We start from the raw sequence: 12,902 nt of genomic DNA, 5'->3' as shown, positions 1-12,902 counted from the left end.
ACCCCGGGCGGGTGGTGCGCGGGGGGGGGGGGGGGGGGGGGTGGCGCACCGGGCCGGAGGCGGGCGAGACCGCCCCGGCCGGCGAAGCGCGGCTCCTGCTGCCCGGCTCGATCTCGATCGCCCGGACGATCCTGGAATCCTGGGTCGCCGCCGGGTAGGGGTTCGGCAGGGCCGGGCGAACCGATACCCGGCCGCTCCCGGCGTGGCGATGTTCACCCAGCGCGAAGACCGTCCGGGGAGGCGGACCGGGCGGTTCGCCGCGCCTACTATGGACGACATGCAGCTTCACGAAGCGCCCGACAACGGTGCGCGCGCGCTCCCCGGACACCACCCGGACGCTATGCCGGCGGGTGAGGCGGAATGAGTGACCTCCCGTTCGGCTTCTCGCACGGCGACGACGACGATCGCGGCCGCGGCGACAAACCGGGCGGCGGCGGTAACGATCCCTTCGGCTTCGGTGCCGGCGGCGCCGGGTTCGATCCCGCGGCACTGGGCCAGATGTTTTCCTCACTGGGCCAGATGCTGAGCGGGATGGGTCAGGGTATGTCCGGTGGTGGCGGTGGTGGCCCGGTCAACTACGACGTGGCCAAGCGGCTGGCCCGCCAGCAGCTCGGGAAGACCGTCTCACCCGTGTCCAGCGGTACCGCCGCCGCGGTCGCCGATGCCGCGCACCTGGCCGAACTGTGGCTCGACGACGCGACCACCTTCCCGGCCGGTGCGACGAGCACCGTCGCCTGGACCGCCGACGACTGGATCGAGAAAACCCTGCCGACCTGGCAGCGGTTGTGCGATCCGGTGGCCGAGCAGATTTCCGGTATGTGGACCGCCGGGCTGCCCGAGGAGGCCCGCGAGATGGCCGGCCCCATGATGGGGATGCTCGGGCAGATGGGCGGGCTGGCCTTCGGCTCCCAGCTCGGCCAAGCGCTCGGCCAGCTGGCCAAGGAGGTGCTGACCGGTACCGATATCGGCCTGCCGCTGGGTCCGGCCGGTACCGCCGCCCTGCTGCCCACCGCCATTTCGGAGTTCAGCGAGGGACTCGAGCAGCCGGAGAGCGAGATCATGGTGTTCCTCGCCGCCCGCGAGGTCGCCCACCAGCGGCTGTTCGTTCATGTGCCCTGGTTGCGCCAGCAGGTCCTCGGCGCCGTCGAGGACTACGCGCGCGGGATCACCATGGACTTCTCCGCCCTCGAGGACGCCGCCCGCAATCTCGATCCGTCCGCGCTCACCGATCCGTCCAAGCTCGAGGAGATCCTCGCCCAGGGCAGTTTCGAGCCGCAGACCACGCCCGAGCAGAAACAGGCGCTGGACCGGCTGGAAATTCTGCTCGCCCTCATCGAGGGCTGGGTCCAGGTGGTGGTGGCCGCGGCCGTGGGCGATCGACTGCCGGGTGCGGGCGCGCTCGCCGAAACACTGCGCCGTCGCCGGGCCACGGGCGGTCCCGCCGAGCAGACCTTCGCCACGCTGGTCGGTCTGGAATTGCGTCCGCGCAAACTGCGCGAGGCGGCCACCCTGTGGCAGCGACTCACCGACGACGCCGGTATCGACGCGCGTGACGGGGTGTGGGCGCATCCCGATCTGCTCCCCGCCACCGCAGATCTCGACGCGCCCGCCGGGTTCATCGACTCGGTGATCGGCGGTGGTGCCGGCGCGTTCGACGACCCGCTCGCGCAGTTGGCCGCCACCGAGGCCGCCGAACGTGAGGCGGCGAAGGCCGAGGGCGAGAGCGACAAGGGCGGCGAGCAAGGTCCCGAATCCGATCCGGAGGATCCGGAATCGGGTAAGAAGTAGCGGATCGACAGGCCCCGGCGGTAATTCCGGGGCCTGTTCCGTACGACTTTCCACGGGCGCCGCGCAGCTGTCGCGGACATCCGCTCACCTCGGGAAACGGAGTTGTCCACAGGGTGAGAGCCTGTGGACAACCCGGTGTGCGAACCCGTTGTGCCGCAATAGCGCTCGCATACTTCCGGTATGACGATGCTCCGGCCACGCGGTCCCCTGCTGCATCCCCGGGTGCCGATCCTGGTCCGATCCACCGGGCAGGTCCAATTGGGCTGGGATCCCGATACCGCGGTGCTCTGTGTGGCGCCGGGACTGGAGACCCAGCAGGTGCTGGGTTTCCTCCGCCTGATCGACGGACTGAACAGCAAACCCGCGATCATCTGGCGGGCCCGCTCGCTCGGTGTGGAACCCGCGCAGGCCACCGCCCTGTTCGAGATGATCGATACCGCGGGCCTACTGGTCCACCCGCCCCGCCCGGCCGGTCGCGTGCGGTCGATCCGGGTGCACGGCATCGGTCCGCTCACCGACGCGATCACCGCGGGTCTGCGCGATCTGGGAATCCGTCCCCAGCGCTCGCGCGACTACCGCGGTGAGATCGACGGCCGGGCCCGGCCCGCCGACCTCGTGGTGCTCGCCGACGCCCTGATCCCCGATCCCCGGTTGGTGCGCGATCTGTCCCATGCGCGGACCGCCCATCTCGTCGTGCGGCTCCGCGACGGGAAGGGGATCGTCGGACCGCTGGTCCAGCCGGGCCGGACCAGCTGCCTGCGCTGCGCGGACCTGACCAGAGTCGATCACGACGCGGAATGGCCGCGACTGGCCGCGCAACTGCTCGGACGGACCGGTCATGCGAGCCCCGCCGGAATCGCCGCGGTGGCCGCGCTCGCGCTGGGCGAACTCGAGACGATCATCGCCTGCGAGCCGCGTTTCCCGCCGGAAACGCTGAACAGAACCCTCGAGCTGGATCTCGATACCCGGTCTCTCGATCGCCGGCTATGGGCGCCGCACCCCCGCTGCGGTTGTCTCGGAAGCACCGTCGGCGAGACCGTGTGATGACATTCACAGTCGGTGACGAGGGTAATTCTCTCCGGTTTTCCGTGGCAGTGAAGCGGGGTTGTCGGCCATTATGGGGGAGTGTCTGAGATCGTGCGCCGGCCCATGTCCCGCAATGCGAAGTTGGCCAAGATCCCGCTGGGAGTAGCGGGGCGCGCCGCGGTCGGTTTCGGCAGGAAGCTCGCGGGTGGCGATCGTCAAGAGATCAATACGGAGCTGAACCAGAAGGCGGCCGAACAGCTGTTCGCCGTACTCGGGGAACTCAAGGGCGGCGCGATGAAATTCGGGCAGGCCCTCAGTGTGATGGAGGCCGCGGTACCGGAGGAGTTCGGCGAGCACTATCGCGAGGCGCTCACCAAACTGCAGGCCGCCGCGCCCCCGATGCCCGCCGCCACCGTGCACCGCGTCCTCGACCAGCAGCTCGGTACCGATTGGCGTAAGCGGTTCCGGTCGTTCGAGGACACCCCGGCCGCGTCGGCGAGTATCGGCCAGGTGCACCGGGCGGTGTGGTCGGATGGGCGGCCGGTCGCGGTGAAGGTGCAGTACCCGGGGGCCGACGAGGCGCTGCGCGCCGATCTGCGCACGCTGAACCGGATGACCGGCCTGTTCGCGAAGGTCATTCCCGGCGCCGACGTGAAACCGCTGCTGGCCGAGATCACCGAGCGCACCGAAGAAGAGCTGGACTATCGCAACGAGGCCGCGAATCAGCGGGCGTTCAGCAAGGCCTATGACGGGCATCCCGAATTCGTGGTGCCCAAGGTGGTCGCCAGTGCGCCGAAGGTGATCGTGAGCGAATGGCTCGACGGCACACCGGTTTCCACCATTATCAGCGCCGGCCAAGCCGATCCGGAGGGTACCCGTACCCTGCGCAACCGGGTGGCCGGGCTGATGGGCCGGTTCCATTTCTCCGCCCCGGAAACGGTGGGTCTGCTGCACGCCGACCCGCATCCGGGCAATTTCATGATCACCCCGGAGGGCAAGCTCGCGGTGATCGACTACGGCGCCTGCGCACCGCTGCCGGGCGGATTCCCGGACCTGCTGGGCCGGATCCTCGGGCTGGCGGTCGCCGAGGAGTACGGCGAACTCACCGAGATCCTGCACGCCAACGGCTGGGTGCAGCCGGGCCGGACGCTCACCGAAACCGAGATCGAGGAGTACCTGCGCCCGTTCACCGACCCGATTCGCACCGAATCATTCCACTTCACCAGGCGCTGGATGCAGCGGGTGGCGGGTAAGGCGACCGATTACTCCTCGCCGGAGATGAAGACCGCGCGGGCGATGATGTTGCCCGCCGAATACGTGATGATCTTCCGAGTACTGGGCGGGTCCCTCGGTATCTGTGCCCAGCTCGATGCCGAGGTGCCGTTCATGCAGTTGGCCGCGACCTGGCTGCCCGGTTTCCGGGAGCAGCGGGACAGCGCCTGAAAAGTATTACAGCGCAGAAGTTTTCCGGATTCCGGTGATCGCCGCGCGCATATCGATTCCGGTACAGAAGCGAACGAGCCGCTCATCGACGAAGCGATGAGCGGCTCGTTTCCGGTGTGGGTGGATGTCCGCGAGGGACAGGGAGTGCCGGTCAGACACAGCTGGCGACCTTGCGCGGCCGGCCCCGCGGGCGCTTACGGGCGATGACGACCCCCTGGTCGAAGATCTCGCCGCCCCAGACGCCCCACGGCTCCCGCCGATCGATGGCCGCGGTCAGGCAGCCCTTACGGATCGGGCAGGACGCGCACAGCGCCTTGGCCTCTTCCAGCTGGACCGGGCTCTCGGCGAACCACAGGTCGGGATCGCCCGCTCGGCAGGGCAGGACGCGCTGCCGCTGGCCCCGCGGATCGGTTGCCACGGTGCTACACGCCACATCAGTGGTGGCCGACGGCCAGCTCTGGGTGGTGGTGACCACGTCGTTCTCCTTCAGCTTGTTGTGCAGCGGTTCGGTGTTCGTGCTGCGAAACCGATGCCTTGTGGGCTGAAGGCCAAAAAAATTCTGGCCACGGTTTCGCATCTGCGTCCCGTGGCCAGGAGGTGTGGGGTTGATCCCTACCTTGGTCGGCTGTGGGGCCGCCTGTTCACGGTCGCTCGGTGTCCATTGCGAAGGCTTTCCAGTCGCTTATCTGCCACTGCGGGTGCCGCGGCGGGATCGATGGCGAAGGAGCCGGCGGCTGCCAGAGCAGCCCCCGGGTGCCAGTTCACGATGGACCGGTCCTGCGATTCGACGATGCTCGGCTGATGCGAATAGCGGATACGTGCCTGCTCACCGGCAATATCGAGGCAGGACAGGCCGGTCCCCTGCAAAGCGAGGAACCCCCGGGAAGCAGCGGACGACCGCATATTCGGCGCTACGGTGACGAAGCCGTAGTTCGTTGTGCCGTTCATCTGACTGCCTCCCTCCTGTGCTCGTGATCTCAACTGTGTGTCAACTGTGCGCGTGGATGTGCCCTCCCGAGCGCGATTTCCACCTTAAGCAATCTTGCCGGAGTCGACAACCTATTTTCTACCTGCAGTTTTTGCCGAATTCATGGCTACCGGCCGGCGATCGAACGGCGCCGGGACCGGATGATGGCCAGCACCTCGGCCCCGTACTTGCGCATCTTGCTCTCGCCGATACCCAGTGCGGCCAGCGCGGCTTCGTCCTCGGGTAGCTGCTCGGCGATCGCGGTGAGCGTGTTCACACCGAGGATCCCGCGCGGATCCACGGCGAGTTCGGCCGCCTTCTCCCGGCGCCAATCCTGGAGTGCGCCGAGCAGTTCCGTATCCGGTTGTCCCACACAGTTCTTGCACCGGCGCAGCAGCAGTGCCTCCGAATCGAGCAGCGCACGACGGCATATCCGGCACACCGGCCGGTTGGCGTCCGCGGCGGGTCGCGCCGGGGCGGCGACCCGGGACGCGGGGGAGCCGTCGGGCACCAGCCCGGCAAGGAACCGGGAGCGCCGCCGGGGCCGGCGGTCACCGTCCCCCCGGCTCAGTGCCCATGACAACCGCAAGTGGACCCGGGCCCGGGTCACCCCCACGTAGAGCAGCCGGCGTTCCTCCTCCAGTGCCGCCACATCGGCGACCGACCCGTCACCGTTGAGTGTGTAGGAGATTGGCAGGGTTCCGTCGGTGAGCCCGGCCAGGAACACCGCATCCCACTCCAGGCCCTTGGCCGCGTGCAACGAGGCCAGGGTCACACCCTGCACGGTCGGTGGATGCCGGGCCTCGGCCCGGGCGGCGAGTTCGCGCAGCAGCCCGGTCTGTTCCAGACCCGGTTCGTGCTCGACGAGTTCCTCGGTCAGCCGGACCAGCGCCGTCAGGGACTCCCAGCGCTGGCGGGCCTGCGCGCCCGCCGGCGCGGACGTGGTGAGGCCGATCGGTGCCAGCGCGGCTCGCACGAGGCGCACCAGGTTCTTCCCGGAACGCGAGGTCTCGGGCAGATCGTCGCGGGACGCCGCCTTGCGCAACTCCTGCACCGCCTGACGTACCTCCGGCCGCTGGAAGAAACCCTCGCCGCCGCGAACCTGGTAGGCGATCCCGCGCTCGGTCAGTGCCTGCTCGTAGGCCTCCGATTGGGCGTTGATCCGGTACAGCACCGCGATCTCGGCCGCCGGGGTGCCTCCGGACAGCAGTTCCTCGATCCGGCGGGCGATATCGGCCGCCTCCGTGGCGAGCTCGTCGTATTCGGCGAACTCCGGCTCCGGTCCGTCCGGCCGTTGCCCGATCAACTGCAGCCGGGTCCCGGCGATCCGGCCCTGTGCCATCCCGATCACCCGATTGGCGAGATCGACGACCTGCGGAGTCGACCGGTAGTCGCGTTCGAGCCGCACCACGGTCGCCTCCGGGAACCGGCGGGAGAAATCCAGCAACCGGCCGGGCCCGGCTCCGGTGAACGAATAGATGGTCTGGTTGGCGTCCCCGACGACGGTGAGATCGTCGCGGTCCCCCAGCCAGGCGTCCAGGACCCGCTGCTGCAGCGGGGTGATGTCCTGGTATTCGTCGACGACGAAGCATCGGTAGCGTTCCCGGAACTCGTCGGCGACCGACGGATAGTCCTCGAGCGCGGCGGCGGTGTGCAGCAGCAGATCGTCGAAATCCAGCAGCAGACCCTCCGGCGTGGTCTTCACCGACTCGTAGGCGGCGTAGACCTCCGCGACCCGGGCGGCCGCGAACGGCGTGTCCCGCCGGTGGGCATCGGCTGCCGCGGCGTAATCCTCCGGCGCCACCAGCGAGGACTTGGCCCATTCGATCTCGCCGAGCAGATCCTTCACGCTCTCGGTCCCGGACGCCAGCCCCACCCGGTTCGCGGCCTGCGCGACCACCGGGAACTTACTGTCCAGCATCCGCCACGGCACCTCCCCGACCACCTGTGGCCAGAAATACCGCAGCTGCCGCAGCGCCGCGGCATGAAAGGTCCGGGCCTGCACGGTCGAGGCGGCAGCCCCCAGCCCGAGCGCCCGCAGCCGCGCCCGCAACTCCCCGGCCGCCCGGGCGGTGAACGTGACGGCCAGCACCTGATCCGCCCGCACCTGTCCCGCCGCCACCAGATGCGCGATGCGATAGGTGATGGTGCGGGTCTTCCCGGTACCCGCGCCGGCCAGCACACAGACAGGCCCGCGCGGTGCGCGGACGGCGGCGGCCTGCTCCGGGTCCAACTCGGATAGATCGACTGCGCCCACCCGGGGAAGTCTATGCGCGGGCACGAGCGCCCGGTCGGCGGCGCCGCGAAGTACGGACTGACGGGGCAATAAACGTGGCCCGATGGGTGTTGCTCTGTTCGTGACTGACGTGACCCCTGATCTGACCATGTACTCGACCACCTGGTGCGGTTACTGCCGGCGGTTGAAGACCCAGCTGAAAGAGGCCGGGATCAGCTATGTGGAGATCGATATCGAGGACGATCCGGCGTCGGCGGAGTTCGTCGGCAGCGTGAACAACGGCAACCATGTGGTGCCGACCGTGAAGTTCGCCGACGGTTCGACCGCCACCAATCCGTCCCTGGCCGAGGTGAAGCAGGCGCTCGCGCGTCTGGCGTGATCTCGCCGGGTCCGGACGGGGCCGGGTGGTGGGCGATCTCGTGGACCGCGCGCGTGCCTGTCCCGCATTGTGCGGGAGCTGATGGCTAGTGTTGGCCGGGTGAATCGTCGGATCATCACGCTCCTGGTCGCCCTTGTCCCGGTTGTGTTGTTCGGTGTGGTGGGCAGTGTGTTCACCGTGCCGTTCGTGGCGCTGGGGCCGGGGCCCACCGTCGATACGCTCGGCGAAGTGGACGGTCTCGAGGTCGTGCAGGTGTCGGGGGCCGAGGTCGATCGGACCGCCGGGCATCTGAACATGACGACGGTCGCGGTGCGGGACGGGCTGACGATCTTCGAGGCGCTCGGTTTCTGGGTGAGCGGCCGGCACGGGATCGTGCCGCGCGCCGAGGTGTATCCGCCCGGGGTGTCCCGGGAGGAGGTCGACAAATCGAACGAGCAGGAGTTCACGACCTCGGAGAGCAATGCCGAGGTCGCGGCGATGCGTCAGCTGAACCTGCCGACGGCGGTGTTCGTGCACAAGGTCACCGAGGGCGCTCCGGCCCAGGATGTGCTGCGGGCCGGGGATCAGCTCGTCAGCGTGAACGGTAAGCCGGTGGCGACCACCCAGGATGTGCTCGATGAGGCGTCGAGCCGGGCGCCCGGGACCGTGGTGCCGGTGGTGTACCGCCGCGACGGCGCCGAGCAGACCGCGAACATCACGCTCGGTGCCCGGCCCGACGACGCGGCCAAGGGCTTCCTGGGGTTGACACCCACCGAGTCCGCGGCGCCGCCCATGCAGATCGATTTCAATCTGGCCGATATCGGTGGTCCGTCGGCCGGTTTGATGTTCAGTCTGGCGCTGGTGGAGAAACTGAGTCCGGGCGACCTCGACGGCGGATCCTTCGTGGCGGGAACCGGCAGCATCGACGAGGACGGCAAGGTCGGCGCGATCGGCGGGATCCAGTACAAGATGATGGCGGCCCGGGAGGCGGGCGCGGAAACGTTCCTGGTTCCGGCGGGTAACTGCAATGAGGCGAGTCAGCGGGTCCCCGACGGTCTGCGGCTGGTGCGGGTGGAGACGCTGGCGGGCGCGGTGCAGGCGCTGGAGGATCTGTCGGCGGGGCAGGAAGTCGTCGGCTGCGGCTGAGGCACCCGAGGGCGGCGGAGTTCGTGCGCCCGGGCCCGCGGGCCCGGGCGTTCTCCGTTCAGTCGGCGGATTCCTCGAGCGTATGCCGCAGCGCGTCCACCAGGTTGGGCGCCAGGTTCGGGTAGGTGCGCAGGTCGAGGTCGGCGCCGTCCTCTTCGCCTTCTTCGGGCCGTAGCTGCAACAGGCACAGACTGTTTCCCGAACGCAGCACAGCCGCGAAGAGCCGGGCCTCGCGCCGTCCGGGGTGCGCATGGGCGGCGGCCCGGCCGGCCGCGTCGGCGGCGTCCGCGTCGGCCAGCAACGGAGTGAGGGCCTCGTCGAGATCCTCCTCGGCGTCCGGTGGGAGCACCACGATCTCCTGCACCAGGACACAGCCCGCCACCGCGGGGGGCCAACTGGTGGTGGCGAGGAATTCGTCGAGTGCCATCGACCCGCCGGCCACATGATCGGGCAGGGGGTCCTGGGCTATCGGTGTCAGCTCGTCCGCGGCGTCGACCTCGTCGAGGAGCGCGGGTTCGGCGGCCACCAGATCCGCGGTTCGCACCAGCGCGAACATCTGCGGTGATCTTCCCCAGCCCTCGGCGTCCACGAACTCCGCGACTTCGTGGACGGAACGGGCAAGGACGATTTCGGCATGCAGATCGGCGCTCACCCGACCATCCTCGCATCCGCCGCCGCGACACCGCCCGAACCCTGCGGTCGCGAAGATGTCCGTTTTCCGTAGAGTGGGCCCAGAGGGTCCGTACGGGCCCGACCTCAACAATTCGGACTGCGGCGCAGCGGCCGGTGGCGCTACCGGCTCACTCGCCGCCGGACCCTGGAGCGTGGCATCGTGGGCATGCGCCCCCCCGCCGGTTTACCGTCGCTGTCCCGGCGCAGCCGTCTGCTGCTGGTGGCTGCGGTGGTGCTGGCCGCACTGCTGTTGGTAGGGCCCCGGCTCATCGATACTTATACGAACTGGCTGTGGTTCGGGGAGGTCGATTTCCGCGGCGTCTACCTGACCGTGCTGCTGACCAGGATCGCGGTGTTCGCGGTGGTCGCGCTCTTGGTCGGGATGATCGTCTGGCTCGCCCTGTTGCTGGCCTACCGATCACGCCCGGTGTTCGTGCCGACCTCGGGCGCCGGGGATCCGATCGCCCGGTATCGGACGACGGTGCTCGGCAAGCTGAAGTTGTTCGGGCTCGGTATCCCGGTGTTGCTGGGTGTGCTGTCCGGGCTGGTCGCCCAGTCGAACTGGGTCACCGTGCAGTTGTTCCTGCACGGCGGTTCGTTCGGCCGCACCGATCCGCAGTTCGGTCTCGACGTGGGCTTCTACGCCTTCGATCTGCCGTTCTACCGGATGGTGCTGAACTGGTTGTTCGTCGCCGTGGTGATCGCGTTCGTCGCGAACCTGGTGACCCACTACATCTTCGGGGGGTTGCGGCTGACCGGGCGCGAGGGCGTGCTCACCACTCCGGCGCGGATCCAGCTCGCGGTGCTGGCCGGAATCTTCGTGCTGCTCAAAGCCGTCGCGTACTGGTTCGACCGCTATCAGTTGCTGATGAGCAGCCGGAAGGAACCCACCTTCAACGGTGGTTCGTTCACCGATATCAACGCGGTGCTGCCGGCCAAGCTGATCCTGATGTCCATCGCGATCATCTGCGCGCTGGCCTTCTTCGCCGGGATCGTGCTGCGTGATCTGCGGGTGCCCGCGATGGCGGCGGCGCTGCTGGTGCTCTCCTCGGTGCTGGTGGGTGCGGTGTGGCCGCTCATGGTCGAGCAGTTCTCGGTGCGCCCGAACGCGGCGGAGAAGGAGAGCGAGTACATCGAGCGCAATATCGCCGCCACCCGGGAGGCCTACGGGATCACCGACGACAAGATCGAATACATCGACTACAAGGGGGAGAGCAGCAAGAATCCGGTGAACGTGCCGGTGGACCATGCCACCATCGCCAACGCCCGCTTGCTGGATCCCAATATCCTGTCCCCGACGTTCACCCAGTTGCGGCAGCTGAAGAACTTCTACGGCTTCCCCGAGGCGCTCGATATCGACCGGTATTCGCTCAACGGCCAGGTCCAGGACTACATCGTGGCCGCCCGCGAACTGTCGCCGGCGACCCTGAGCGGTAACCAGACCGACTGGATCAACAAGCACACGGTCTACACGCACGGCAACGGGTTCGTCGCCGCGCCCGCCAACCGGGTCAACCGGCCGCAGTCCGAGGATCCCAACGCCGCGGGCGGCAGTAGCGATTCGGGTTATCCGATCTTCCTGGTCAGTGATCTGTTCACGCCGAAGGATCAGCAGCGGATCAAGGTCGATCAGCCACGCATCTACTACGGCGAGCTGATCTCGCAGTCCGATCCCGACTACGCCATCGTCGGCGCCGAGGAAGGGCAGAACCCCCGGGAGTACGACACCGACCAGGCCCGCTTCACCTATGACGGCGCCGGGGGTGTGCCGATCGGCAACTGGTTCAACCGGCTCGCGTTCGCGGCAAAGTACGCCGAGCGCAATATCCTGTTCTCCTCGGCGATCAGCGGTGATTCGAAGATCATCTACAACCGGTCGCCACGCGACCGGGTGGAGAAGGTCGCGCCGTGGCTGACCCCGGACGGCAACGCCTATCCGGCGGTCGTGGACGGGCGCATCGTCTGGATCGTGGACGCCTACACGACGCTCGACAGCTACCCTTACGCCCAGACCACCTCGCTGGAGGGTGCGGTCGAGGACAGCGTCGATCAGCGCACCGGCCGGCTGCTGCCGCGTAAAGAGGTCAGCTATATCCGCAACTCGGTGAAGGCCACGGTCGACGCCTACGACGGCACGGTCAAGCTGTACGAGACCGACCCCAGCGACCCGGTCCTGCAGGCCTGGCGGGGAGTGTTCCCGGACGCGGTGATCCCGGAGAACGAGATCGGCCCCGAGCTGCGCGAGCACTTCCGGTATCCGGAGGATCTGTTCAAGGTGCAGCGCGAGATGCTGACCAAGTACCACGTGGACGATCCGCGCGAGTTCTTCACCAACAACGCCTTCTGGTCGGTGCCCGCCGATCCGACGGTGGAGGGGGTGTCGGCCAGCCAGCCGCCGTACTACGTGCTGCTCGGCGATCCGGAGACCGGTAAGCCGGTGTTCAATCTGACCAGCGCGATGGTCGGGTACAACCGGCAGTTCCTGTCCTCCTATATATCGGTGCGCTCCGATCCGGACGGTTACGGCAAGTTCCGGATCCTGCAGCTGCCGACCGATACGCAGACCCAGGGTCCGCAGCAGACGCAGAACACGATGACGACAGCGCCGCAGGTCTCCCAGGAGAAGACGTTGCTGTCGAACTCGAACAAGATCAGATACGGCAATCTGCTCACCTTGCCGGTGGCCGACGGCGGCATCCTCTATGTGGAGCCCTTCTACAACGAGCGCAATACCGGCCAGAACACCGCGACCTTCCCGCAGCTGCTGCGCGTGCTGGTCAGCTACCGCGATCAGGCCGGCAGCGTGAAGGTCGGTTACGGTTCGACGCTGGCCGACGCGTTGAACCAGGTGCTTCCCGGCTCCGGCGCATTGGCCACCCCATCCGGCGGCGATCCGGCCACCAGGCCCAATCCCGGGACCGCGCCGCCGCAGCCCCAGGGCGATAATTCGCAGGATCAGGGCGCGTCGACTCCCAACGGCTCGACGCCGCCGCCCGCCGGCACCGGTTCGGCCGCGCGGGATGCCGCGGCGGCGGAGCTGGGCCGCAAGATCGAAGGGGTGCGCGCCGCCATGCGTACCGGCAACTTCGAGGACTTCGGCCGGGCGCTGGACGAGCTGGACGCCGCCGTGAAGGCATATCAGGACGCCGGCGGGGGTAGGTAGCAGCCGGGTCCCGGAGCTCGGGTGAGCAGGTCCAGAACCAGATCTTCTTCGACAATGTGCGGGTGCCCAAGAGTAATGTGCTCGGGCAGATCGACGACGGCTG

General features: G+C 68.2%; 10 protein-coding genes and 1 pseudogene. 7 read left to right on the top strand and 4 right to left on the bottom strand.

Features of this window, described 5'->3' with window-relative positions; translation table 11 throughout:
* The 4 genes and pseudogenes from ACLML9_RS23670 to ACLML9_RS23655 all read left to right on the top strand — a co-directional run.
* Nucleotides 1–158: pseudogene (locus ACLML9_RS23670) on the top strand (hypothetical protein); the annotation flags it as partial.
* 202 nt (nt 159–360) lie between these two features.
* On the top strand, nt 361–1,788 hold the full coding sequence (locus ACLML9_RS23665) for a zinc-dependent metalloprotease (RefSeq protein ID WP_411947583.1): 1,428 nt from the start codon (nt 361–363) through the stop codon (nt 1,786–1,788).
* Between the two features lie 180 nt (nt 1,789–1,968).
* Nucleotides 1,969–2,832 (top strand): TOMM precursor leader peptide-binding protein, encoded by an 864-nt coding sequence (locus ACLML9_RS23660; RefSeq protein WP_411947582.1) that lies wholly within the window; start codon nt 1,969–1,971, stop codon nt 2,830–2,832.
* A gap of 105 nt (nt 2,833–2,937) precedes the next feature.
* Nucleotides 2,938–4,257 carry an ABC1 kinase family protein gene (locus ACLML9_RS23655; protein WP_411947585.1) on the top strand — a complete coding sequence of 440 codons (1,320 nt, stop codon included), beginning with the start codon at nt 2,938–2,940 and terminating at the stop codon, nt 4,255–4,257.
* A gap of 151 nt (nt 4,258–4,408) precedes the next feature.
* Here the strand turns inward: ACLML9_RS23655 and ACLML9_RS23650 are convergent, their stop codons facing one another.
* The 3 genes from ACLML9_RS23650 to ACLML9_RS23640 form a co-directional block, all read right to left on the bottom strand.
* Entirely contained in the window at nt 4,409–4,690 is a 282-nt protein-coding gene (locus tag ACLML9_RS23650; protein ID WP_411947584.1) for a WhiB family transcriptional regulator, read from the bottom strand.
* A 179-nt stretch (nt 4,691–4,869) separates the two neighbouring features.
* The gene (locus ACLML9_RS23645) at nt 4,870–5,205 is read right to left on the bottom strand and encodes a hypothetical protein (RefSeq protein WP_411947581.1); all 336 of its coding nucleotides are present in this window, start codon (nt 5,203–5,205) and stop codon (nt 4,870–4,872) included.
* Between the two features lie 146 nt (nt 5,206–5,351).
* The gene (locus tag ACLML9_RS23640) at nt 5,352–7,481 is read right to left on the bottom strand and encodes an ATP-dependent DNA helicase UvrD2 (RefSeq protein ID WP_411947580.1); all 2,130 of its coding nucleotides are present in this window, start codon (nt 7,479–7,481) and stop codon (nt 5,352–5,354) included.
* 82 nt (nt 7,482–7,563) lie between these two features.
* On the opposite strand from ACLML9_RS23640, the gene ACLML9_RS23635 reads away from it, so the two are divergent.
* Both ACLML9_RS23635 and ACLML9_RS23630 read left to right on the top strand, forming a co-directional pair.
* Nucleotides 7,564–7,839, top strand: coding sequence for a mycoredoxin (locus ACLML9_RS23635; RefSeq protein WP_411947579.1), 276 nt, complete (start codon nt 7,564–7,566; stop codon nt 7,837–7,839).
* Nucleotides 7,840–7,938: 99 nt separating this feature from the next.
* Complete coding sequence (locus ACLML9_RS23630; RefSeq protein ID WP_411947578.1) at nt 7,939–8,964, top strand: PDZ domain-containing protein; 1,026 nt, start codon at nt 7,939–7,941, stop codon at nt 8,962–8,964.
* Between the two features lie 58 nt (nt 8,965–9,022).
* On the opposite strand, the gene ACLML9_RS23625 is transcribed toward ACLML9_RS23630, so the two are convergent.
* A complete protein-coding gene (locus ACLML9_RS23625; protein WP_411947577.1) occupies nt 9,023–9,616 on the bottom strand; it encodes a PPA1309 family protein in 594 nt (197 codons plus the stop codon).
* A gap of 180 nt (nt 9,617–9,796) precedes the next feature.
* Here ACLML9_RS23625 and ACLML9_RS23620 point away from each other — a divergent pair, with 180 nt between their 5' ends.
* Nucleotides 9,797–12,799, top strand: a complete 3,003-nt coding sequence (locus ACLML9_RS23620; protein WP_411947576.1) for a UPF0182 family protein — start codon at nt 9,797–9,799, stop codon at nt 12,797–12,799.
* The last annotated feature ends 103 nt before the right edge of the window (nt 12,800–12,902 follow it).

This window comes from Nocardia sp. NPDC002869, assembly GCF_046764065.1.
Classification (GTDB): Bacteria; Actinomycetota; Actinomycetes; order Mycobacteriales; family Mycobacteriaceae; genus Nocardia; species Nocardia rhamnosiphila.
Note: the sequence above shows the minus strand (reverse complement) of the source record. Positions and strands in the feature narration are given on the sequence as shown.

What these genes read in the sequence shown, in the direction of transcription:
- ACLML9_RS23665 (WP_411947583.1), top strand. Translation starts at nt 361, where the DNA reads ATGAGTGACCTCCCGTTCGGCTTCTCGCACGGCGACGACGACGATCGC.
- ACLML9_RS23660 (WP_411947582.1), top strand. Translation starts at nt 1,969, where the DNA reads ATGACGATGCTCCGGCCACGCGGTCCCCTGCTGCATCCCCGGGTGCCG.
- ACLML9_RS23655 (WP_411947585.1), top strand. Translation starts at nt 2,938, where the DNA reads ATGTCCCGCAATGCGAAGTTGGCCAAGATCCCGCTGGGAGTAGCGGGG.
- ACLML9_RS23645 (WP_411947581.1), bottom strand. Translation starts at nt 5,205, where the DNA reads ATGAACGGCACAACGAACTACGGCTTCGTCACCGTAGCGCCGAATATG.
- ACLML9_RS23635 (WP_411947579.1), top strand. Translation starts at nt 7,564, where the DNA reads ATGGGTGTTGCTCTGTTCGTGACTGACGTGACCCCTGATCTGACCATG.